18 protein-coding genes and 1 other RNA gene are annotated in these 21,259 nt (G+C 45.0%); 8 read left to right on the top strand and 11 right to left on the bottom strand.

Annotated features, from left to right (window positions below):
- Window positions 1-98 precede the first annotated feature (98 nt).
- The 3 genes from QE357_RS08135 to QE357_RS08145 form a co-directional block, all read right to left on the bottom strand.
- Window positions 99-965 carry an EboA domain-containing protein gene (locus QE357_RS08135; protein ID WP_309706635.1) on the bottom strand — a complete coding sequence of 289 codons (867 nt, stop codon included), beginning with the start codon at window positions 963-965 and terminating at the stop codon, window positions 99-101.
- A gap of 510 nt (window positions 966-1,475) precedes the next feature.
- Window positions 1,476-3,368 (bottom strand): glycoside hydrolase family 88 protein, encoded by a 1,893-nt coding sequence (locus QE357_RS08140; protein WP_309706636.1) that lies wholly within the window; start codon window positions 3,366-3,368, stop codon window positions 1,476-1,478.
- Window positions 3,369-3,447: 79 nt separating this feature from the next.
- Window positions 3,448-4,683, bottom strand: a complete 1,236-nt coding sequence (locus tag QE357_RS08145; protein ID WP_106637613.1) for a DUF819 domain-containing protein — start codon at window positions 4,681-4,683, stop codon at window positions 3,448-3,450.
- 588 nt (window positions 4,684-5,271) lie between these two features.
- On the opposite strand from QE357_RS08145, the gene QE357_RS08150 reads away from it, so the two are divergent.
- The 8 genes from QE357_RS08150 to QE357_RS08185 all read left to right on the top strand — a co-directional run bounded on the left by QE357_RS08150 (window position 5,272) and on the right by QE357_RS08185 (window position 13,498).
- Complete coding sequence (locus tag QE357_RS08150) at window positions 5,272-5,751, top strand: Lrp/AsnC ligand binding domain-containing protein (protein ID WP_307142680.1); 480 nt, start codon at window positions 5,272-5,274, stop codon at window positions 5,749-5,751.
- 71 nt (window positions 5,752-5,822) lie between these two features.
- A complete protein-coding gene (sufB, locus tag QE357_RS08155; protein WP_106637614.1) occupies window positions 5,823-7,286 on the top strand; it encodes a Fe-S cluster assembly protein SufB in 1,464 nt (487 codons plus the stop codon).
- A 126-nt stretch (window positions 7,287-7,412) separates the two neighbouring features.
- Window positions 7,413-8,054, top strand: coding sequence for a hypothetical protein (locus QE357_RS08160; RefSeq protein WP_309706637.1), 642 nt, complete (start codon window positions 7,413-7,415; stop codon window positions 8,052-8,054).
- A gap of 79 nt (window positions 8,055-8,133) precedes the next feature.
- Entirely contained in the window at window positions 8,134-9,156 is a 1,023-nt protein-coding gene (locus QE357_RS08165) for an RluA family pseudouridine synthase (RefSeq protein ID WP_309706638.1), read from the top strand.
- Window positions 9,157-9,554: 398 nt separating this feature from the next.
- Window positions 9,555-10,004: a GNAT family N-acetyltransferase gene (locus tag QE357_RS08170; protein WP_309706639.1), complete on the top strand. Its 450-nt coding sequence runs from the start codon at window positions 9,555-9,557 to the stop codon at window positions 10,002-10,004.
- Between the two features lie 155 nt (window positions 10,005-10,159).
- Window positions 10,160-11,461 (top strand): rhamnogalacturonan acetylesterase, encoded by a 1,302-nt coding sequence (locus QE357_RS08175; protein ID WP_309706640.1) that lies wholly within the window; start codon window positions 10,160-10,162, stop codon window positions 11,459-11,461.
- 64 nt (window positions 11,462-11,525) lie between these two features.
- Window positions 11,526-12,314, top strand: a complete 789-nt coding sequence (locus QE357_RS08180; RefSeq protein WP_309706641.1) for a rhamnogalacturonan acetylesterase — start codon at window positions 11,526-11,528, stop codon at window positions 12,312-12,314.
- A 53-nt stretch (window positions 12,315-12,367) separates the two neighbouring features.
- On the top strand, window positions 12,368-13,498 hold the full coding sequence (locus QE357_RS08185) for a glycoside hydrolase family 88 protein (RefSeq protein WP_309706642.1): 1,131 nt from the start codon (window positions 12,368-12,370) through the stop codon (window positions 13,496-13,498).
- Between the two features lie 68 nt (window positions 13,499-13,566).
- Here the strand turns inward: QE357_RS08185 and QE357_RS08190 are convergent, their stop codons facing one another.
- The 8 genes from QE357_RS08190 to QE357_RS08225 all read right to left on the bottom strand — a co-directional run bounded on the left by QE357_RS08190 (window position 13,567) and on the right by QE357_RS08225 (window position 20,967).
- The gene (locus QE357_RS08190) at window positions 13,567-14,028 is read right to left on the bottom strand and encodes a PIN domain-containing protein (RefSeq protein ID WP_106637620.1); all 462 of its coding nucleotides are present in this window, start codon (window positions 14,026-14,028) and stop codon (window positions 13,567-13,569) included.
- A 1-nt stretch (window position 14,029) separates the two neighbouring features.
- Window positions 14,030-14,305, bottom strand: a complete 276-nt coding sequence (locus QE357_RS08195) for a hypothetical protein (RefSeq protein ID WP_106637621.1) — start codon at window positions 14,303-14,305, stop codon at window positions 14,030-14,032.
- A 146-nt stretch (window positions 14,306-14,451) separates the two neighbouring features.
- Window positions 14,452-15,126, bottom strand: coding sequence for a tRNA (guanosine(37)-N1)-methyltransferase TrmD (trmD, locus tag QE357_RS08200; RefSeq protein ID WP_309706643.1), 675 nt, complete (start codon window positions 15,124-15,126; stop codon window positions 14,452-14,454).
- 82 nt (window positions 15,127-15,208) lie between these two features.
- Entirely contained in the window at window positions 15,209-15,784 is a 576-nt protein-coding gene (rimM, locus tag QE357_RS08205; protein ID WP_106637622.1) for a ribosome maturation factor RimM, read from the bottom strand.
- Between the two features lie 111 nt (window positions 15,785-15,895).
- Complete coding sequence (locus QE357_RS08210; protein WP_106637623.1) at window positions 15,896-16,444, bottom strand: 30S ribosomal protein S16; 549 nt, start codon at window positions 16,442-16,444, stop codon at window positions 15,896-15,898.
- A gap of 781 nt (window positions 16,445-17,225) precedes the next feature.
- Entirely contained in the window at window positions 17,226-18,872 is a 1,647-nt protein-coding gene (locus tag QE357_RS08215) for an OmpA family protein (protein WP_309706644.1), read from the bottom strand.
- A 96-nt stretch (window positions 18,873-18,968) separates the two neighbouring features.
- Window positions 18,969-19,363: RNase P RNA component class A (gene rnpB / locus QE357_RS08220), an RNA gene on the bottom strand.
- Between the two features lie 158 nt (window positions 19,364-19,521).
- The gene (locus QE357_RS08225) at window positions 19,522-20,967 is read right to left on the bottom strand and encodes a DUF4403 family protein (protein WP_309706645.1); all 1,446 of its coding nucleotides are present in this window, start codon (window positions 20,965-20,967) and stop codon (window positions 19,522-19,524) included.
- Between the last annotated feature and the right edge of the window lie 292 nt (window positions 20,968-21,259).

A 21,259-nucleotide genomic window follows, 5' to 3' on the forward strand; every position in this document is an offset into this window, starting at 1 on the left:
CTATGCGTAACTTCTTCTTTATTTTCTTCGAAATGAGAAGGATTTAATTCGTGCTGGCACATAGAAATAGCGGCTTTGAAAACCTGATAAAATATGAATTAAGCAACCTGCGTATCGAGCTGATGCCAGGTAAGATGTTCAGGAACGTCACTGGTATATTCCTGTAGTAACAGGCGGGCCGGGGCAAAATTCGTTTCCGTACAAATAAGGTAAGCCGCCTCGCGGTCAATGGCTCGATTGGAGTGGAACAAATGCCGAATGTCAGCTAACATAGATTCATTGACAAAAGGAACCACCACCTGCCAGGCTCTGGCGGGTACGTAACGACCAGCGGCCCAGCGTTCATGGGCAAAATCCACTAGAATGCGTGCTAACGCAGGGTTACTACGTTTTTCCAGCCCTAAAATACCACCTACTGATTTATCATTAAAAATGGTTTTCATGACTAGCTGGTTCCAGGCCAGTTCGGAAAACTGCTCGGAAGGGTAGGAATTCCCCAGGGCCAGTGAATCGAAAACCAACCCCATGTTGGAACGAACGGCCTCTGTGGCTCTAAAAACCCAGGCTTCGGGGTAAGGTAATACGGGAAGTGAAGCGTATAGGGCAACGAGTTCATTCATCTCCGCCGTTTCAAACAGGGTTTCGATGGATTGAATGAATAACTCTTTTTGCTCCAGAGGAAGGTGCAAAAGCAGGTATAAGCGAGTAACCCGATCCAGAGGCCAGGCCAGTATACTGAAATGGGAACGCAGCTCAGCGATTTGCTGGCGACGTTCGGGGCTTAAGGAGACCGGCTGTTTCCCCGTAAAACGCGGAGCCGCTACAAAAGCCGTTTGAATGCTGACGGGGTTCGTGAGATTTACTTTCGTATCCAGCCATTGGCGACCGGCTTGGGGTAATTGTTCAGCTAAAATCTCACCCAACACGAGTCGTAGCGTAAGAATAGAATCAAGAGGCAGTGTCATACGCAGAAAATAGAGCCGGTCTAACCGGGGAAAGTCATTTCCTACAAAAATACCAAAGCCTTTTGAGTTTAGCTGTGATTTATGTCATTTGAAAAAATAACTGATGGATTTAGTAGTTGGTGAGGACATCAGTAAGGGAGTTACCCCGTGGACGGTGTCGTCACCAGCCACGGCAGATTATTTTTAAAAGGATAAGAACGTAGAGCCGCGATTGATCGCGTCTGGCTTAGGAATGGAATTAATTTAGAGGTAACGAAAACAATTGTGATCAGCGTGAGGGATAGCCAGAACGAAGAAAAGCTACCCCTGTGGCTGGTGAGGACACCAGCCACGGTATAGAGCCGCGATTGATCGCATTTCTACAACAACATACAAAAAGTAAGTATGAGGTAAGTACGAGACAGTAATCTCGCATAAGTTGCGGAATGGAGTAACCGCAGTCAGTATGGCCCAGATAGTTTTGCTGGCATCGGACTTGCACGTCGGAAAAGCTTCTGTTAGTGTGGATGCTTATTTCTTCAAAAGCCACTTACTCAGATTCTTTGCGGCTTTGAAGTTTTCGTATTCCATTGGTAATCGTTTACCGTTCAGGTATTCGTTGTAAATCCAGGGATCGCCAAGGACAAAAACACGACCTTTGCCAAGCTGAGCTACGGCCATAATTTCATCGCCGTTGGCCGTTAATACCGATTTGGCAGGAGCTTTGGTTTTTAAGGTAACTAATTCTTTGATGAACACCTTTTTTACATCGCCGAAAATCGGGTGGTTACCATCAAAAAGAAGCTTCCCCTGGTCGTATATGTTGTTTTTGACCATGTTCACGTTTTGGCCTGTGAACTGAATACCAAACTTCCCTGCCAGAATATTGAAGTTTTTAATCTCTGCATTAGAGGTATCGTTAGCTAACAATACCAGCGTTCCACCCGCTTTCACCCAGTCGGCAATGACTTTGGCGTAAGCTTCCGTCATGTAGTTAGGCTTCGCCGTTTCTTTTTTGGTATCAGGATCGACGATGATGTACACATCCAGTTTTTTCAGCGATGCCGCCGTAGGAGCCTCAGGAACGGATACCGTTTTGGCTCCATAATCGCGGAAAATGCTACCCCATAACGAATAACCTGAATCACGGTAATCGTCCCAGGTATAATGGTACCGCTCGCCTTTACTGGTGTATTCGTTGTTGAAAAAATAATCCAAGCCTACCGTTTTGCCTTTCGCATAGGACAATTCAGGAAGGGTTTCCATCTCAATACTCGCCAGAATGAACGGCCCTACGCCCTTGAGATCATCCAGACGGATTTTCTCACTCATGTAATAGGCATAACTGCCGTCGCGGTAGGGATCCCCACCTAATCCACCTACGCTTACCGTTTTGTCGAGATGAACTAATCCTTTTTCATCCGTAGTAATGAATTCTTTCAGGATACCCTGATACCCTTTTTGTGCCACTTTCAGGAAAGAGGCATCCAGTAAACCTTTGCGAACGCCTTTGGCTAGTCCATACACAAACATGTTGGAAGCCGAAGCTTCAAGGTAGTTCCCTTTTTCGGTGCCTTTATCCAGGATTTGCCACCAGCAACCACTTTTAGGATCCTGAACCTTGACAACGGCGGGCATTAATCGCTGGAAAATTTCCTCTAGTTGACCGCGTTTGGGGTGATCTTTCGGGAAATAATCCAGCACGTCGACTAGAGCCATGACGTACCAGCCTACGGCACGACCCCAGAAATGCGGCGAAACGCCGGTTTGTGGATGGGCCCATTTCTGTTCGCGACTTTCGTCGTAGGCGTGGTATAACAAGCCCGTTTTAGCGTCGCGGGCGTTTTTCTCCATCCAGATGAACTGATTGGCAACTTCATCGAGATACTTAGGTTCTTTGGCAATCAGGGCGTATTCGGCGGAGAAAGGCTCTGCCATGTAAAGGCCGTCGAGCCACATCTGATTGGGGTACCGCTTTTTGTGCCAGTAACCGCCTTCTTTCGTGCGAGGCTGAGATTCCAACTGACTATGCACGTACTGAGCAGCTTTCCAGTATTTCTCTTTACCCGTGTCCAGGTACAATTTCAGCAGTAAACGCCCGGAAGGGATGTTATCCAGGTTATAATCCTCGAAACGATAGCCTCGAATTTCTCCCTGGTCATTGAGGTAAGAATCAATATTCCGCTGCATGTAATGGAAGTATTTTCCATCCCCAGAACGCTCGGCCATCCGGCTTAGGGCATACAGAATAACCCCCTCTTCGTAACCCCATTGCGTAAGCTTACCTGCTTTGATTTCAGCAGAATCCAGGCGGGTAGTCATGATGGAATTAGCCATGCGTTCAGACCAGGGAAGTGGTTGAGCCCAGGTGGTTGCCGCCAGCAGAATTCCCAGAAGGCTAAGTAAAAGTCTAGAGGATTGCATATTCTAGTTAACAGGTAACGATCGCTTTTCTAATAAAGAAGCTTATTGACGAGCCTTTCCCTTATTCTGTAATCTGAGCTTAATAGGCGGCCCATTGCATAAGTAACCCGGTAATATAGCCTGCGTACGTACCAATGGCATAACCTAGAATGGCTAATAAAACTCCAACGGGGGCCAGCGAAGGATGAAAGGCAGCGGCTACGACGGGAGCCGAAGCCGGGCCACCGATGGCCGCCTGCGATCCGACGGCCATAAAGAAAAATGGTGCTTTGAAAAGTCGGCCTGCCAGGACAATAAAAACGCCGTGAATCAGAATCCAGATCACGCCAACAGCGAAAAGCCCGGGGTTATCGGCGATGGCCCATAAGTCCATTTTTAGTCCGATGGTGGCAATTAACAAATACAGAAAAACACTGCCAATTTTGGAGGATCCTACGTGTTCGAGCTGACGAACTGGGGTGAAGGAAAGAGTAATCCCCACGATCGTTGCCATGGAAATAATCCAGAAAACTTTAGAAGTTAAGCTAAAGCGTTCGAGGCCAGGGTATTCTTTTAAAATGGGCACAATAGTATCCGCAATGGCATGGGCAAAGCCCGTAACCCCTAAACCAATGGCAATGATCATCAGTAAATCGCGAAGCTGCGGAGTTCGCTGATTCTGGGCCTGGTACGCTTCCAGTTTTACCTGCACTTCGGTAATGGCTGAGGCATCGGCTTTAAAGAATCGATCGATGGCAAGGGATTTTCCCGCTCCATAAATCATGAGGGCCATCCAGAGTTCACCAACGATAATGTCTACTGAAACGCTTTGGGAAAAGAGTTTTTCGGACGGTTTGAAAATTTCCTTTAATGCCACCTGATTGGCTCCGCCGCCGGTCCAGCTTCCGGCAATGGTGGCTAGGCCTTTCCAGACGGCATCAGCTCCTTCGCCGCCCACCGTTGCGGGCGAAAATTGCTTGACAATCCAGACGGCAATGGGCCCCCCAGTTACGACGCCGATGATACCCGCCAGGAAAACCATTACCGTTTTAAAGCCGAGTCGTTTTAAGGTCTTCAGGTCCATTGACAGGGTAAATAATACCAGCGTGGCGGGAAGCAGGTATTGCGAAACGACTTTATAAATCGCAGAATCATCACCGACCACTTCGGGTGCAAAGACCCCTGCAGTAGTTAATAAACCGGGTATGAAATAGCTCAGAAGAACTGGGGGGATGATATCGTAAAATTTTTTGAGGGAAGGAAAAGTAGAGGTATAGAAGATCAATCCTAGAACCGAACATAAAATGCCTAAAACAACCGCGTAGTTTGATACCATTTGATGAAGACGTCAATGGGGAAATAAAAAACGCGAAATAACGGGAAAGGATTGGTAAATGTTTGGCGAAACCAGGAAAAGATAAGAAATCATTCCAAAAAAAACACGCAATCCTCAGAAAGGTTGCGTGTCAGAATTACACTTCATCAACAAACTAAAAACCAAATAAAAATACTGCCATTTCTTCGAAATCCCGCTTTCACCGGATAAAAAAACACTAGGCGGATCAATGATCCGTAGAAGCCTAGCCTTGAAAGAATGGGAATAAATGGTACTTAGAGCTGTAGGAGAAGGATTCGAACCTCCACGAAGCAGTTAGATACAGCACAAAATTTGGTGGTCAACCCCAGTCGGACTTGCCCGGCTTTATACTGATTTTTTCCTGGACTCTTCACCCCCGAGACAGGAGGGCATGGCTGCCAATTTCATCACCCTACAGTGTGGAACAGCGTTATCGCGTTTGATGTTACAAAGGTAATGTACAGAAGTGCCGTTTTGCAAGAGTTGTATAAAAAAATTAAAAAATTTACGATATTATTAATAATTGGTCTGTATTATTGCTTAGTTTTAAATAGAAACGCCAAAGCAATGGATAAAAATTATGAGATTGATAACGTAGACCTGAAGATATTGGGTCTGCTGATGCAGGATGCCACCATGCCCTATACCGAAATTGGTAAGAGAATCTTCGTTTCCGGGGGTACTGTACACGTTCGGATGCGTAAAATGGAGCAAATGGGTATTGTGAGGGGTTCTACGTTGATGATTGATCACACCAAACTAGGGTGGGACATTGCCGCTTTTCTAGGGATTTATCTGGATAAAAGTTCTTTATACGCTGAGGTAGCCGAAAAACTGGCAGCTATTCCTGAAGTCGTGAATATTCATTATACCACAGGCATCTATTCTATTTTCGCGAAAATCGTTTGCCGGGATACGACACACCTGCGGGAAGTGTTACACGATAAAATTCAGAAAGTAGGCGGTATTCAGCGAACCGAGACCTTTATATCTCTGGAAGAGAGTGTTTCCAGACCCGTTCCCTTTGCAGAATTAACAAATGGGTAAATTTATCCATTGCATTGAACGTTCCACCGCAGGTTTTGTTATATTTTTGCATAAATCTCTGACAAGCAAACATGGCGAAGGAAGCAGATATCCTAGACGAAATCACCAGTTCCGAATACAAATATGGGTTTGAGACCCTGATCGAAGCTGACGAAGCTCCGGCGGGGCTTAGTGAAGATATAGTGCGTTTTATTTCCGCAAAAAAGAATGAACCCGAGTGGATGCTGGAGTGGCGATTGAAAGCCTACCGCATGTGGCTGGAAATGACAGAACCCGCGTGGGCGAACGTGCATTACGAAAAAGTAGATTACCAGTCGGTAAAATATTACTCGGCTCCGAAACAGAAAAAAACGGTTGAATCCCTGGATGATATTGATCCAGAATTACGTCGTACGTTCGAGCGTTTGGGTATTTCCCTGAAAGAGCAGGAGCGTATCGCGGGCGTAGAGCGTCTGTCAGGCGTAGCGGTGGATGCAGTGATTGACTCGGTTTCAATTGCTACTACTTTCAAGAAAGACCTGGCCGAACGAGGTATTATCTTCTGTTCGATGACGGAAGCGATTCAGGAACACCCTGAGTTGATTAAAAAGTACCTGGGATCGGTAGTTCCTCCTAAAGATAACTTCTTTGCAGCGTTGAATGCGGCTGTTTTCTCGGATGGTTCGTTCTGTTATATTCCCAAAGGCGTTCGTTGCCCGATGGAACTGTCTACGTACTTCCGTATCAATGCGGCTGGAACGGGTCAGTTTGAGCGTACGCTGATTGTGGCGGACGAAGGAAGTTACGTGAGTTACCTCGAAGGTTGTACCGCTCCCATGCGGGATGAAAATCAGCTTCACGCGGCGGTAGTAGAATTGATCGCAGCTGAAAATGCTGAAATTAAATACTCAACCGTACAAAACTGGTATCCCGGAGACAAAGAAGGAAAAGGGGGTATTTATAACTTCGTAACCAAACGCGGAATCTGCGATGGAGCGAATTCTAAAATTTCCTGGACTCAGGTAGAAACGGGATCGGCTGTTACCTGGAAATACCCTTCGGTCATCCTGAAAGGCGATAATTCCATTGGTGAGTTTTATTCAGTTGCAGTTACGAATAACTTCCAGCAGGCAGATACCGGAACCAAAATGATTCACATCGGGAAGAATACTAAATCCCGTATTGTATCGAAAGGTATCTCAGCAGGACGTTCGCAAAACTCGTACCGGGGATTAGTGGAGGTAATGAAGAGAGCCGAAAATGCTCGTAACTTCTCCCAATGTGATTCCCTGTTATTAGGTGATAAATGTGGAGCACATACGTTCCCTTATATTGAAGTTAAAAATAATACCGCAACCGTAGAGCACGAGGCAACGACTTCGAAGATTGGCGAAGACCAGTTATTCTATTGTAACCAGCGGGGTATTCCTTCCGAAGCAGCCGTTGCTCTGATTGTAAACGGTTATGCGAAAGAAGTATTGAACCAGCTTCCGATGGAGTTTGCTGTTGAGGCACAAAAACTGCTTGAAATCAGCCTGGAAGGAAGTGTAGGTTAATTGGATTACTAGTTAGTTGTACCGCCCGATTTATAGATTATACCGCCAGTTCATGAACGTGTAATGCAATCAATCGGACCTTCAATGTATTTGGAACAAAGAGTAGAACAACTAGAAAATTTAACTGTGGACCACGTTAAACAGATAGACACCATCGCTCACGGCTTAGGTCAGTTGACTACTGACATGGGCCGACGATTTGATCGGGTAGAAAACCGATTGGATCGCCTGGAAGCGGGTCAATATCAACTGGTCATTGCTCAGGCTGAATTTAACGTAAAGCTTGGTTTTTTAACGGATCGAGTAGATACGTTATCTGGTAGGGTAGATTCTATTGGAGTCAAAGTAGATACATTATCTGGTCGTGTGGATGCTGTGTCAGATCAAGTAGCTACGTTATCAGATCGTGTAGATTCGATGTCCATTCAGATGGGTACGTTATCTAACCGGGTGGATTCCATATCAGACCGAATGGACACTTTATCGGATCGCGTAGATTCGATGTCTGTTCGAATGGATACGCTATCAGACCGAGTGGATTCTATATCGGATCGGATGGATACTTTGTCGGACCGAATGGATTCGATGTCTGTTCGGATGGATACCCTATCAGACCGGGTGGATTCCATATCAAATCGAATGGACACCCTATCGGATCGGATGGATACATTAACCGACCGCGTAGATAATCTGTCTGGTAAATTTGATGGTCTATCCGGTAAAATGGACATGGTTATTGATCTTTTACAGTCACGTAATGGGCATTAGTTGATGCTCTTTCCTGATATCAGTAAACATCCCCACCTTTTCAGAAGGTGGGGTTTTGTTTTAACAATACCTGTAACGTATGAATACAGAAGCAGAAGAGTTAGAAGACGAGTTATTTGAACATCACCGAATTCTGGTGGATGCGGGTCAGAAACTAGCCCGGATTGACCAGTTTTTAACAGAAAAAATTCCGAATGCTACCCGATCCAAAATTCAGGCGGGTATTGAAACGGAAGGGGTAAAGGTCAATGGGAAAGCAATCAAAGCGAGTTATAAGGTAAAACCGCTGGATGAAATCGTTATTTCCTTACCTCAACCCCCGAGAGCCGAAACGGAGTTAATCCCTCAGAATATTCCGTTGGATATTCGTTATGAAGACGACGATTTACTGGTGTTGTATAAACCTGCCGGCATGGTGGTGCATCCGGCTTACGGGAACTGGGACGGCACATTGGTGAATGCTTTAATTTATCACTTTCAGAATTTACCGACGGGCAGAAATGGTGACATCCGGCCCGGTCTGGTGCACCGTATTGATAAAGATACGTCGGGATTAATGGTTGTGGCAAAAAACGATTATGCGATGAGTCACCTGGCTCGTCAGTTTTTCGAACACAGCATCGAACGTACCTACTATGCATTGGTTTGGGGCGAACCTAAAGAAGAAAGCGGAACCATCCAGGGGCATATTGGTCGAAGCTCCCGCGATCGGAAAGTAATGGATGTGTTTCCCGATGGAGAATACGGTAAACATGCCGTTACCCACTATAAAGTACTGAAAAATTTGAAATACGTCAGTCTGGTTCAATGTAACCTGGAAACCGGACGCACGCACCAGATTCGGGCTCATATGCGATACCTGAGGCATCCCTTGTTTAATGACACCATGTATGGCGGCGATCGAATTGTCAAAGGAACGGTCTTTACCCGGTATCGCCAGTTTGTTGAAAATTGTTTTGCCCTATGTCCCAGACAGGCTCTACACGCCAAGTCCATCGGCTTCGAGCATCCTAAAACGAAAGAATGGCTTCAGTTTGATTCCGAGTTAGCCCCGGATATTAAGGCCGTTATGGACAAGTGGGAAGCGTATAGCCAAGTTTAACGTTGTTGGTTGTTGGTTGTTGGTTGTTGGTTGTTGGTTGTTGGTTGTTGGTTGTTGGTTGTTGGTTGTTGGTTGTTGGTTGTTGGTTGTTGGTTGTTGGTTGTTGGTTGTTGGTTGTTGGTTGTTGGTTGTTGGTTGTTGGTTGGAAAGTATAAACCCGTAAAGTTAGGCAAGACGTTTCGAAATGGAAGATGTAACCCCGGAGGGGTTAAACCTGAATAGCCCCGGGTAAAACCCGGGGTTGCATCGGGGTTACCTACTGGATGGACCCGGTCTGGATAGACCCAGTCTGGATAGACCCAGTCTGGATAGACCCAGTCTGGATCGACCCAGTCTGGATAGATCGGATGTCTGTAATAACTCAATACACATAAAACCCTAAACTCAAACGTTTTCCCATGAGTACCATCATTAGAAAGGCGACGCCCGAAGATGTTCCCTCCATTTACCAGTTAATTGTAGAACTAGCGGAATACGAGAAAGCCTTACATGAAGTCATTAACACACCGGAGCAATTATTGAAAGACGGATTTGGCGAAAATCCCTTATTCGGAGCAATCATAGCCGAAGTAAAAGGAGAAGTAGTGGGAATGTCCTTGTATTATTATCGGTATTCTACCTGGAAAGGCAAGCGATTATATCTGGAAGACCTAATCATCAAAGAAGCCTTCCGAGGGTATGGTTTAGGAAAACGTTTGCTGGAAGCCACGGTAGAAGAAGCCAGACAAACCGAATGTTCCGGCCTCATGTGGCAGGTGCTTGACTGGAACGAACCTTCCATTGAATTCTATAAAAAGTTCGGAGCCAAGCTGGATGAAGAATGGATTAATTGTCATTTTGATCTATAATCAAAAAATCAAAAGCCTTGATCGAAAGATTAAGGCTTTTTTCTTAGGTATAATCTAATGGAGCATACTCTTTTAGTTAAAACCGAAGCCCTGATAGTACGGGTTGCTAGTAACCCCTTATTTTTTCTACCATTGTGTCTGTTACTGAAAAACCTATGTTACGTTCCGTACTTGCCGGAATTCTTTTTCTTGGGCTAGGAACGACCTCTGCCCAGTCGTATCGCTTTGATTTTGGGGCGGGTCCGGCAGCTCGTGGCTACACCAAAGTAACAGCGGATATGAAGTATACCTCTGAACGAGGGTATGGATTTCTGCCCGGCTCGTCCGTGCAGGGTTTTTACGCTGTTCGTTACCTGCGGGATTACATTACCAGCTCTCAGCCTTTCTTTTTTTCGGTGAATCTGCCGGAAGGTAACTACGATGTGAAGGTTTTACTGGGCGATGAAAAAGATGCTTCCTATACAACCATTAAAGTCGAAAATCGTCGATTGATGCTGGAAAAAGTGGAAACAAAACCTCGCAAACTCGTCTGGAAAGAATTCACGGTTAACCTTAAATCTGCCCGAATTTCGGATCAGGATTCGGTTCGTTTGAAGCCTCGCGAAAAGGACTATAGGCACTGGGATAATCAGTTAACCTTCGAATTTACGGATGCCTTACCCAAAGTGGCCGCTCTGGAAATCCGCCGAAACACAAAGGCCCAAACGATTTTTCTGGCAGGTAACTCTACCGTAGTCGATCAGCCTCAGGAACCTTATGCGGCCTGGGGACAGATGATTCCCCGTTTTTTCAAGCCAGCCAAAGTTGTGATCGCCAATTACGCAGAGTCGGGCGAATCGTTACGGAGTTTTCTGGCAGAAAAAAGACTGGAAAAGATATTGAGTGTAATCAAACCAAATGACTACCTCTTTATTGAATTCGCTCATAACGATCAGAAACAGAAAGACTTATTGCCTTTTGTGGGGTATAAAGAATTGCTGAAAAAGTACATCGCTGCCGCACGTGACAAAGGAGCGAAGCCCGTCTTGATTACATCCATGCATCGAAGAAATTTTGATGCGAAAGGTCAGATTGTTAATACGTTGGGGGATTTTCCCGAAGCCATGCGACAGACAGCGAAGGAGGAAAACGTTCCTCTGATTGATCTGAACGCCATGAGTAAAACACTATGGGAAGCTCTCGGACCTCGGGAATCCGAAAAGGCGTTTGTCCACATTGCGGCAGGTAGCTTACCGGGGGTAACGAAGGACATTCATGATAATACTCATTTTAGTAACTACGGAGCTTATCTACTTGCTCAGTGTGTGGTGAACGGAATAAAATCAGCTCAATTGGATCTGGCGAAAGAATTGGTAGCAGAGTTGCCCGGGTTTGATCCAGCTCATCCGCCGCTGGCTGAGCAATGGAAATTCCCGGCCAGTCCATTGGTGGAGACGATCCAACCTGACGGTAATTAATCTGCAATCCATTTATTAAACATCTTCTAATGGCTGGACGAGGGTTCGATATCTACCTAATACTATGCAAACGCTCAAGCGACTTTTTCTTTTTGCTTTGGTGTTAACGGTTGCTCTGGCGGCCCATTCCAAAGTAAAACCCACCCTGTATTTGATTGGAGATTCTACCGTAAAAAATGGTTCTGATAATGGAGACAAAGGCCTCTGGGGCTGGGGTCATTTTTTGCTGGAATTTTTTGATACTACTCGTCTTTACATCGAAAATCACGCCATTGGTGGCCGTTCCAGCCGAACGTTTCAGACCGAAGGCCGTTGGGAAAAGATCGTCGCTCGCTTGCAACCCGGTGATTATGTACTGATGCAATTCGGTCATAACGATGCCGGAGCTCTGGACGATACTGCTCGTGCTCGTGGCAGTATTCGGGGTATCGCAGAGGAGACCCAAGACATTTATAACCCTATTCAGAAACGACCTGAGACTGTGCATACCTATGGGTGGTACATGAAGAAGTACATTACCGAAGCTCAGGCCAAAGGGGCCATTCCGGTGGTTTTATCGCTGGTGCCTCGTAATAACTGGAAAGATGGGAAAGTAACTCGGGCTTCTTCAGATTATGGTCTTTGGGCGAAACAAGTGGCCGAACAAACTGGAGCTACGTTCATTGACCTGAATGAAATAGTGGCAAAGCATTACGAAGAAACGGGGCAGGAGAAAGTAAGTAAGCAACACTTTACGGAAATCGATCACACGCATACGTCACTGGAAGGAGCGAGACTTAACGCAACTTCGTTAGTGGAAGGAATAAAAGCTGCAAAAGGATTAAAACTGGATCAATTCTTAAGTAAAAAATAACGATTCCTACGGGTTAACCTAGTGCGATTCCTGTCTTATTCTAAACCTATTAGATGATGAAGAAAAGATTCCTAGCCACGATTGGCTTGTTTGCCTTAAGCATCAGTGTGCAGGCTCAGAAGCTTTCGAAGACTAAAGATATTCTGGAGCCCATGCAGCGGGCGAATGCCTATTTTATGCAAAAATGGCCGGATACGGGTAAAGAAATAGTAACGAATATAGCTCGCCCCAGTAACATCTGGACTCGGGCGGTGTACTACGAAGGGTTATTAGCCTTACACGAAATCGATAAGAAAAAAGAGTATCTGGATTATGCTTATGCCTGGGGAGAATCCCACAAATGGGGCCTGCGTGGCGGGATCAAAACCCGTAATGCCGATAACCAGTGCTGCGGTCAGACGTACCTGGCTTTGTATGAAATGAATCCTTCGAAAAAGGAATGTATGCATGACATCAAGGCTAGTATCGACAGCATGATGGCTACATCCAAAGTAAACGACTGGACCTGGATTGATGCCATCCAAATGGCGATGCCTGTGTTTGCCAAACTGGGGCAACTGACCAATAACCCAGCGTATTACGAACGCATGTATGAAATGTACAAACATTCTAAAGACGTAGAAGGAGGGAAGGGACTGTATAATCCACAGGATAAACTTTGGTGGCGGGATAAGGACTTTGTGCCTCCCTACAAAGAACCCAACGGCGAAGATTGTTACTGGTCACGCGGCAATGGCTGGGTTGTTGCCGCAATAGTTCGGGTATTACAAATCATTCCTAAAAATGCTCCCCACCGCGAAGAATACCAGAAAATGCTGGTAGATATGTTAAGTGTCTTACCAAAAATTCAGCGGACGGACGGTTTCTGGAATGCCAGCCTTCATGACCCTACTAATTACGGTGGAAAAGAAGCAACCGGAACTGCTCTCTTTGTATATGGCATGGCCTGGGGCATTAATCAGGGGATTATTCCAGCAAAAACCTATCGGCCCGTTGTTTTGAAAGCCTGGAATGCTCTGGTAAAAGAATCCGTTCAGCCTAACGGATTTTTAGGGTACGTCCAGGGTACGGGCAAAGAACCCAAAGACGGTCAACCCGTAACGGTAAGCAGTAAGCCTGATTTTGAAGATTATGGCTTAGGCTGTTTTTTACTGGCGGGAAGCGAAGTGTATAAGATGAAATAGGTGTTCGTTATTGATAAATAGATTGTGGTTAGCATCTCTACCTAACCACAATCCGTTTCGATACATTACTAATAATTTTCTATTCGTGTGTTTTTCTGCTTTACCATATCATATACTTTTATACCACTGGCTGTAGCGTAATCAGACAATTTAGAGTCAGAGGTTATTAGAAATTTACATTCTTTTGCATATTCTAAAATCAAAGAATCGGTTAACCCCAGCTCATAAAATGAATGAGTTTTTGTGCCACTTACAGAATCAAGATACTTTTCTGAAGTAACGCTTATGATTTCTGTAATTCTTTCTAGGTAAGGGTACTTATAGGTTCCACCGAAATTATTCAAAAGGTTATCGACTTCTGTCCATATATTGGGTAAAACAACTAACTGATTGAGATCACCAATTACCTGTAGCAGTAATTGAAAATCTTCTTCGTCGTATATAGAAGTTCGTTTATGTTTTCCAATTAGATTATTATCAATTAACCCAACTATCAACAGAACCAAAGCATTGGTATCAATTAAAATCATTTCAATTATTGTATATATACAGACCTACCACTTCCTTATTTGCATTGATTTTTAATTTTTTATAAATTCTATGGTACTGAAAATCAGACGCTAGTTGAGCAAGAGGTGTGGCAGCTACACGCTTATTCGTATTTTCAACTAGATAAGAAACAACGACTTCCCAGATAGATTCATCTTCTTTATACTCTGCCTGTTCTAATCTGAAATCTGGATTAGCGAGAGTAGACAAACCATTAAGTTCATTTTTAGCAATAGTTAGAAGATCTTTAAGATTCATGGCGTGTAAGATTAAAGACGATTATGGTAGATTAACTTTCGTAGGTTATTAAGGTCAATGTTACCAATTTTTTGCAAAGGATGAAAACCTTAAAATAATATAAAAAGAAAAATCCTCGCCTAAAAGTTAGGTCGAGGATTTTCTTTTTATGCTAACAAATCAGGTCTTCTTTGTTGGGTTCGTTCAATGGCCTGTTCATGTCGCCAGTCCTGAATTTTGGCATCGTGTCCGGAGAGTAATACATCCGGGACTTTATGCCCTTCCCATTCCGAGGGCCGCGTATAGACGGGAGGGGCAAGAAGGTTATCCTGAAAAGAATCCGTCAGTGCTGAGGTTTCATCGCCTAAAACGCCGGGTAATAGACGAATAATAGCATCTGAAATTACCGAAGCTGCTAATTCACCACCCGATAAAACGTAATCCCCAATGCTGATCTCTTTGGTTACAAAAATCTCTCGCAGCCGTTCGTCAATGCCTTTGTAATGACCACAGATAATGATCAGATTTTCGGTCATGGAAAGCGTATTCGCCGTTCGCTGGTTGAAACGCTCTCCGTCGGGGGCTGTGTAAATGACCTCGTCGTAAGTACGTTCAGATTGTAGTTTGCGGATCAGCTGAGCAATGGGATCGATCATCAAGACCATACCCGCACCGCCGCCAAAGGGATAATCATCAATCTGCTTGTATTTACCAATGCCGTAGTCGTGCAAATTATGAATATGAACCTCGACATGGCCTTTTTCCTGAGCCCGTTTTACAATCGAGTTCTGAAAAAAGCTATCCAGCAATTCAGGAACGGCACTAATAATATCCAAACGCATGGTAATAATCATTGAAACTGAAAAAGGAACTATCCTCAATCAGCATAGCCTAACAACAAGTAATAATGAACTAACAACGAAATTAAACGTCTTCTTCCTCTTCGTCGTCATCCCGTTCTTCCGAGTCTTTCGCTTCGCTCATGTAAATATCGAGCAGGCCTTCAGGAAGGGTAACGGTTAAGGTCTGAGCCTCATGATCGGCTCCACCAATCATTTCATCAATAACAGGGATCAGAACTTCTTTCCCTTCGTAATCCATCACCATCAGATCCTGGTGGGAGAGGGCCGCAAATTCACGAACCTTACCCAGAGGCCCTAAGTTGGTGTCAATAACCTGATAACCCACTACTTCATGAAAGTAAAACTGATCGTCATCCAGATCGGGGAGATTATCGAGCGTCAACCAAAGTTTGGCCCCTACGAGAGGCATGGCCTTTTCGATGGTATTGATGTCCTCAAACTTGGTGATAATACGGTTGGGCTGGATGTTGATGTTTTCGATGAAAAAAGGAATTAACTGCCCTTTCACTTCGACTAACACACTGTCCAGTTCTTCATATTCAAATGGATCGTCCACCTCAAAAAGCATCTGCACTTCGCCTTTCAGGCCGTGGGCTTTGGTGATCCGTCCTAATTCGTAACAATCTTCTTTTGTCATGCTCTTTTAAAGCGATCTATAACCAGTGAGCGATTTTCTATAGCTCAAAAATAAAGCAAGTCCGCCGGGAAACCCGCCAGACTTGCCAAAATCGTTTACCAGGGAAGAAGCTTATTCAGCTGCTTCTGGAGTAGCTTCACCTTCAGTTGCCGGAGCTTCTTCGGTAGCAGCTTCCTCTTCAGCAGGAGCTTCTTCTACTACTGGAGCGTTTTTCTTAGCTAAAGCTTCTGCACGAGCAGCGTTAACTTTAGATTCAGCTTCCAGACGAGATTTTTTGTCTTCTGCTTTTTTACCAGCGATACCTTCTGTAGCAGCAACTACTTGAGCATCTTTGGATTGCTTCCATGAAGCAAATTTTTCATCAGCTTGTTCCTGAGAAATAGCTCCTTTGTTTACACCAACCTGAAGGTGTTTCTTCAGCATCAAACCTTTATACGAAAGAATGGCACGAGCCGTATCCGTAGGTTGAGCACCGTTTAATAACCATTTAACAGCACTAGCTTCGTTAAGGTTAATAGTTGCAGGTTGAGTGTTAGGATCGTAAGTACCTAATTTCTCGATGAAACGACCATCACGGGGTGCACGAGCGTCTGCAACAACGACATCATACATTGCATGTTTTTTGCGACCGCGACGAGCTAAGCGAATTTTTACCATTATAGTTGGGTTTGTGGGGGAACCCGTCCCCCGGTTTCCGAATCGGATCGCAAAGATAAGACTTAGTTTTCAGTTTTCAGTTTATTGTTTGGAGTTTTTCAGTTTGGAGCGGTTGCCGCTGCGGTTTGGAGTTTGGAGTTTGGAGTTTGGAGTTTGGAGTTTGGAGTTTGGAGTTTGGAGTTTGGAGTTTGGAGTTTGGAGTTTGGAGTTTGGAGTTTGGAGTTTGGAGTTTGGAGTTTGGAAAGGAAAAACTGGTAAAGGTAGGGGAAAGGTTTGGAAATGAGAATCATAACCCTGGAGGGGTTCAACATGGATAGCCCCAGGCTGGATAGCCCCGGATGAAAATCCGGGGTTTCTGTTTGATTTCACAGTTCTTATTCTCCCGCCCTGGCTGGTGTCTTCACCAGCCCTTACTAAAAGCGTAGAAGTTGGTGAGGACACCAACTAGGGCGGATGGAAAACCTATACAAGGTAGAAGAGTTGCTTGAGAAGAGAACAATAACCCCAGCGGGGTTGAATACGAATAGCCCCGGGTGTAACCCGGGGAGAATGAGGTCCTTCGCTTTGCTGTGGATGACCGTTCAACAGAAATCATGGCAGGTAGGAAACTGCCGTTAGAGTAGGAACAAAAGGGAATCTCACACTAGAGGTTTTGATTTTGAATAAGCCCCAAAACGCTGAACAAAAAACTCCAAACCCAACAATGTACCTAAAAGAGAAAGGGTTTTGAGCTGAACAAATCAACCCAAAACCCTAAACTGAAAACTGTCAACAGAAAACTAACCTAATTCCCTGGGTAATTCTTCCAGTTATTCAGCGGTAAAATTCTCAGCTCTACGCGGCGGTTGCGTTGCATACCTGCGTTCGGACGATCGTTCGGAGCTACAGGGCGGAATTCGCCGTACCATTCGACCGTTACCCGGCTGGGATCTTTCAAACCATAACTCGTCAAATATTTTTTCACAGCCTGCGTCCGCCGACGGGATAATTTCATGTTGTAGGCGTCAGAAGCCCGGCGGTCGGTGTGACCAACAACCACGATACGGCAATCAGTTGCGTTATTCAAATACGAAATTACATCATTCAGCAGACGTTTGGCTTCGGGTAAAAGCGTCGATTGATCCGTCTTGAATTCTACGTTACCGAAAATCTGCGTACAAACGTCTTTCGGAACCTTGGCGTCCACAAAAGGTTGCAATAATTCCTGAAGATTCATGGCCACACCAGAGCCTGAAACGATGCTATTGGCGGGCGTGTCTGGTTCTTTATCAAATAGATCCGCCACACCATCGCCATCTGAATCAGTGTATAGGCGAGGATCCACTTCGCCCGGCATAATGGCCTTTACCCGAGCCAGAGCGGTATCAAGTGTAGGGTTATAAGGTGCTTCAATGAGATCTTTAGGGTCCGTCCAGCGTAAATGATAGACTTTGTCTTTTTCATACGTGCCATCTGATTTTACCCGACCCGCTTTCCGACCAAATTTATAGGTAACCTCAATTCCCAGGGTACCGTACGTATCGTTGGCAGATTCTCCCTTACGAAAAGAGGTATTATTAACCGAAGAGAAAACCTGACTGGCTGATGAGTTATCATATCCACCCAAAGTCATATCCAGCTTTTCGGAGAATGTATGGTTGAAGGAGTAGCGAATACCTAAATCCAGGTTAGGGGACCATTCATACACCAGGTGAACACCCGTAGGAATCACCAGATCACGGGTATATTTAGAGCCTGAGCCACCCCAGACCCCGGCAGTTTTTGAACTGTTAGGGCCGTTAGAAAACCGAATCTGATCATTGGGTTCGTAGGTAATATTCTCACCCAGTGAGTTAACAAACGACTGGGCATAAATAGAATAGACCCGAGTGTTATAATAGAGGAAACCCACACCCGCAAAAACGTCGAATTTCAGCCGACGAAGTTTACGCGTACCAAAAAGAAGCGATTTAAGGTTCACACTTCCCGTCAAGGCTCCCTGCATAACATCAGAGTTGAAATAACTCGGTACGTAAGAAATGCTGGGGGAAACACTATTGTGATCGGTATAAGTAGTACGATCCTTACTACCACTGAGCTGTCCAATTCCAAATTCAGCGGATACGCCGAAAATGTGCGAAAGCTGTTTATTGACGGAAACGCCCCCAAAGAAAGGTACTTTCTCTCCGGGACCTTTAGCGAAGAAATTACCCGTTTGTAAGTCACCGTAAAACTTGCTGATGCCGCCATGCACGCTTACCGACCAGGTATTCATTTTGTTGAAACCTTCATAGGAGCGATGCAGCCGTTTACTTTCAGCTTCAGCTAATACTCTCTGCTGGTTTTGCTCTTCCAGAGTCTGAGGAGTCTGGTATTTTTTGTCAGGTGTTTGAGCCATCAGGGGCCGCACCAATAAACTTAAAAGCGTAATCGACAGAAGGGTTCTTTTCATGTGCACATTAAATAGAAAGCGATTCCGGTTGAGGAGAATGCTTGACCAGGAGCTATGAATAGCTTTTGAACAGGTTGAACTCACTTCTTTTTACTAGAAAAAAACAAGCCGATAAGCCGGGTTCTGTCATCTTTGCTGTTACACAAAAACGTCTTATCATTTATCTGGGACGCCAGTCACCCGACGCCTCTAACGACCTACCCACCAGCACCGGACGAGCAGCCCTTCGACCCTTGCGGGTACCGCTGGTTTATTTGGTCTTTCAGCCCGTGAGGTTTGCCCTGCCTCCTTTGTCACCAAAGGAGCGGTAGGCTCTTACCCTACCTTTTCACCCTTACTCTTCCGAAGAAAAGCGGTATCTTTTCTGTGGTACTAGCTGTCAGTTAACCGTCGCCAGTTAACTGCCTACCCGTTAGGTAGCACGGTGCTCTACGCTGCCCGGACTTTCCTCTTCCTTCGGTTAAAAAGGAAGCGATAAGATGGCTTGCTGCCTACAAAGGTAAGCAGTGAGTGGTTAGTTTTCAGTTTTCGATTTCCAGTTTTCCGTTAATTTCAGTAGTACGCTGTTCTATTAACCACAGAGTAAAGGAGTGAAAATGTATGATGTTACCTGAAAATGACCACGGAAAACAGTCCACTAATCACTAAACTAAAGTCCGTCGACATGCAATTGGACTTTTCCTTTTGCAAACACTACGGCGTATATCGATCCCGAAGTCAGGTACACCTGATCGGGGGTAATGGACTCAATTTTACCCGTTAGGGTTACTCCTTTGGCTACCTGATTTTTCGTTAATAAAGCCTGAATTTGCTTCTGAGCTTCTACGATGGGTTCGCCAACGGGAAAAGTTAAAGCTGACTGTAACGTTTTCCGCAAACGACTTTGCAATAACCAGTTCGCCGTCTTAAAGAGGAAACTACGTGTCTCCAGATCGTAATCCATGTCTCGCAAAGTAACCGATTTGCTTACTGGATCATAATAAGGAATACCCTTGAAATAGATAAATCCATCAATGCTTCCTTTCAAGCCAGCCCGAATGGCTAATGCATTGGCATCTCCATAAAGCTTAATGGAAGTCACTTCCACGGAATAGTTACCATACGTAAACTTCTGTCCCACGACGGTGTCTGATACCATTCGTTCGGCCTCGGCGTGGGAGAGTTCACTAACTAAACCAATTTTAAACTCATCGGTTGCCTGAGTCGCCAATTTTAAATCTGGAACCTGAGTGACGTTCTGAATAACAGGCTTTTCACCAAAGGCGGTCTCCGTATAGGTCTGAATACCGATGGTCGATTGAATCGTCTTGCCCACCGTCCGCAGGGGTGACATCTGAATGGAAACCGGTGTTATTTTTAACCAGGTTCTGTATTTTTCGGATACCTGGTAGGGTTGTAAAGCCGCATTCCAGGCCTGAATGACGTATTTTTTTACTTCAATATTCTTCGCAACTGCGTCATCAATACCTTTCTCAAGCGTAGATTTTTTTGAATTCAGAGCCTTTTCTACCAATCCTGCGACCGGAATGGAAAGGGGGCCGAGTTTCAAAACGGGCTTGGTCACCCAGTCATACCCCTCTAGTTTGGTGGTCGTATGGGCATCCCAGTTGGGAGCAATCATAAACCGCGTCGACAAACGAACGTCAATCTCGAAATTAAGCTCTTTTTCGGTAGATAACCCCAAAACGCTATAACGGGTTTTAATCCAGATTTTTAGCGGAACCTTCAGATTCAAAGAACTTTCATTCGCGACGCTGGCTCCGGGTGTAACCAGGATACGGCCTCGTTTCCAGACCCGGGCCATGAGATCATCCTGATCTTCGTAACTCAGGTCTTCATAAATCAAATCTGTTAAATTGGCATTAATCTGACGTTCTACTTCCAGTAATGAAATGTCAACGGGAAGATTAATAGTTGAGAGGTATCGACGACTTTCCACTTGTTTCTTCGTGTAGAGATACGATTCCTTGGGGGCTGGCGGATTGCTGGACACCGAACGTTTCGGTTGACAGCCCCCGAGCGAAATCAAAAAAAGGAATCCAATTGCCGCCCAAAAACCACTGGAAAAAGGAAAACGGCACTGATAATGATGCATTACTTAGGGAATTCGGAATGATGGAATAATGAATATGATAGGAGTACGAATGAATCAATACATTTATTCCCTAAAAGATTTTACCAGCAGTAAATTTTTGAATTTTCAGTTGTCGGTTTACCGTTTTCAGTTGGGTAAAGATGCGATGCATTGAGTGTAAAACGCTGTTGTCGTGGCTGCACGCTCTTTCGGATTTGTAATCCGAAAGCGATCTGTTTGGGATTTATAATCCAGAACAACGTAGGAAAGAATCAGCCACGACGAACCTACTTTTATCTTGTATTGAAAACTG

The sequence above is a fragment of the Siphonobacter sp. SORGH_AS_0500 genome, from assembly GCF_031453245.1.
GTDB lineage: Bacteria > Bacteroidota > Bacteroidia > Cytophagales > Spirosomataceae > Siphonobacter.

What these genes read in the sequence shown, in the direction of transcription:
- sufB (WP_106637614.1), top strand. Translation starts at nt 5,823, where the DNA reads ATGGCGAAGGAAGCAGATATCCTAGACGAAATCACCAGTTCCGAATAC.
- QE357_RS08170 (WP_309706639.1), top strand. Translation starts at nt 9,555, where the DNA reads ATGAGTACCATCATTAGAAAGGCGACGCCCGAAGATGTTCCCTCCATT.
- QE357_RS08185 (WP_309706642.1), top strand. Translation starts at nt 12,368, where the DNA reads ATGATGAAGAAAAGATTCCTAGCCACGATTGGCTTGTTTGCCTTAAGC.
- QE357_RS08175 (WP_309706640.1), top strand. Translation starts at nt 10,160, where the DNA reads ATGTTACGTTCCGTACTTGCCGGAATTCTTTTTCTTGGGCTAGGAACG.
- QE357_RS08180 (WP_309706641.1), top strand. Translation starts at nt 11,526, where the DNA reads ATGCAAACGCTCAAGCGACTTTTTCTTTTTGCTTTGGTGTTAACGGTT.
- QE357_RS08190 (WP_106637620.1), bottom strand. Translation starts at nt 14,028, where the DNA reads ATGATTTTAATTGATACCAATGCTTTGGTTCTGTTGATAGTTGGGTTA.
- QE357_RS08215 (WP_309706644.1), bottom strand. Translation starts at nt 18,872, where the DNA reads ATGAAAAGAACCCTTCTGTCGATTACGCTTTTAAGTTTATTGGTGCGG.
- QE357_RS08135 (WP_309706635.1), bottom strand. Translation starts at nt 965, where the DNA reads ATGACACTGCCTCTTGATTCTATTCTTACGCTACGACTCGTGTTGGGT.
- QE357_RS08150 (WP_307142680.1), top strand. Translation starts at nt 5,272, where the DNA reads ATGGATAAAAATTATGAGATTGATAACGTAGACCTGAAGATATTGGGT.
- QE357_RS08165 (WP_309706638.1), top strand. Translation starts at nt 8,134, where the DNA reads ATGAATACAGAAGCAGAAGAGTTAGAAGACGAGTTATTTGAACATCAC.
- QE357_RS08140 (WP_309706636.1), bottom strand. Translation starts at nt 3,368, where the DNA reads ATGCAATCCTCTAGACTTTTACTTAGCCTTCTGGGAATTCTGCTGGCG.
- QE357_RS08145 (WP_106637613.1), bottom strand. Translation starts at nt 4,683, where the DNA reads ATGGTATCAAACTACGCGGTTGTTTTAGGCATTTTATGTTCGGTTCTA.
- rimM (WP_106637622.1), bottom strand. Translation starts at nt 15,784, where the DNA reads ATGACAAAAGAAGATTGTTACGAATTAGGACGGATCACCAAAGCCCAC.
- trmD (WP_309706643.1), bottom strand. Translation starts at nt 15,126, where the DNA reads ATGCGTTTGGATATTATTAGTGCCGTTCCTGAATTGCTGGATAGCTTT.
- QE357_RS08195 (WP_106637621.1), bottom strand. Translation starts at nt 14,305, where the DNA reads ATGAATCTTAAAGATCTTCTAACTATTGCTAAAAATGAACTTAATGGT.
- QE357_RS08225 (WP_309706645.1), bottom strand. Translation starts at nt 20,967, where the DNA reads ATGCATCATTATCAGTGCCGTTTTCCTTTTTCCAGTGGTTTTTGGGCG.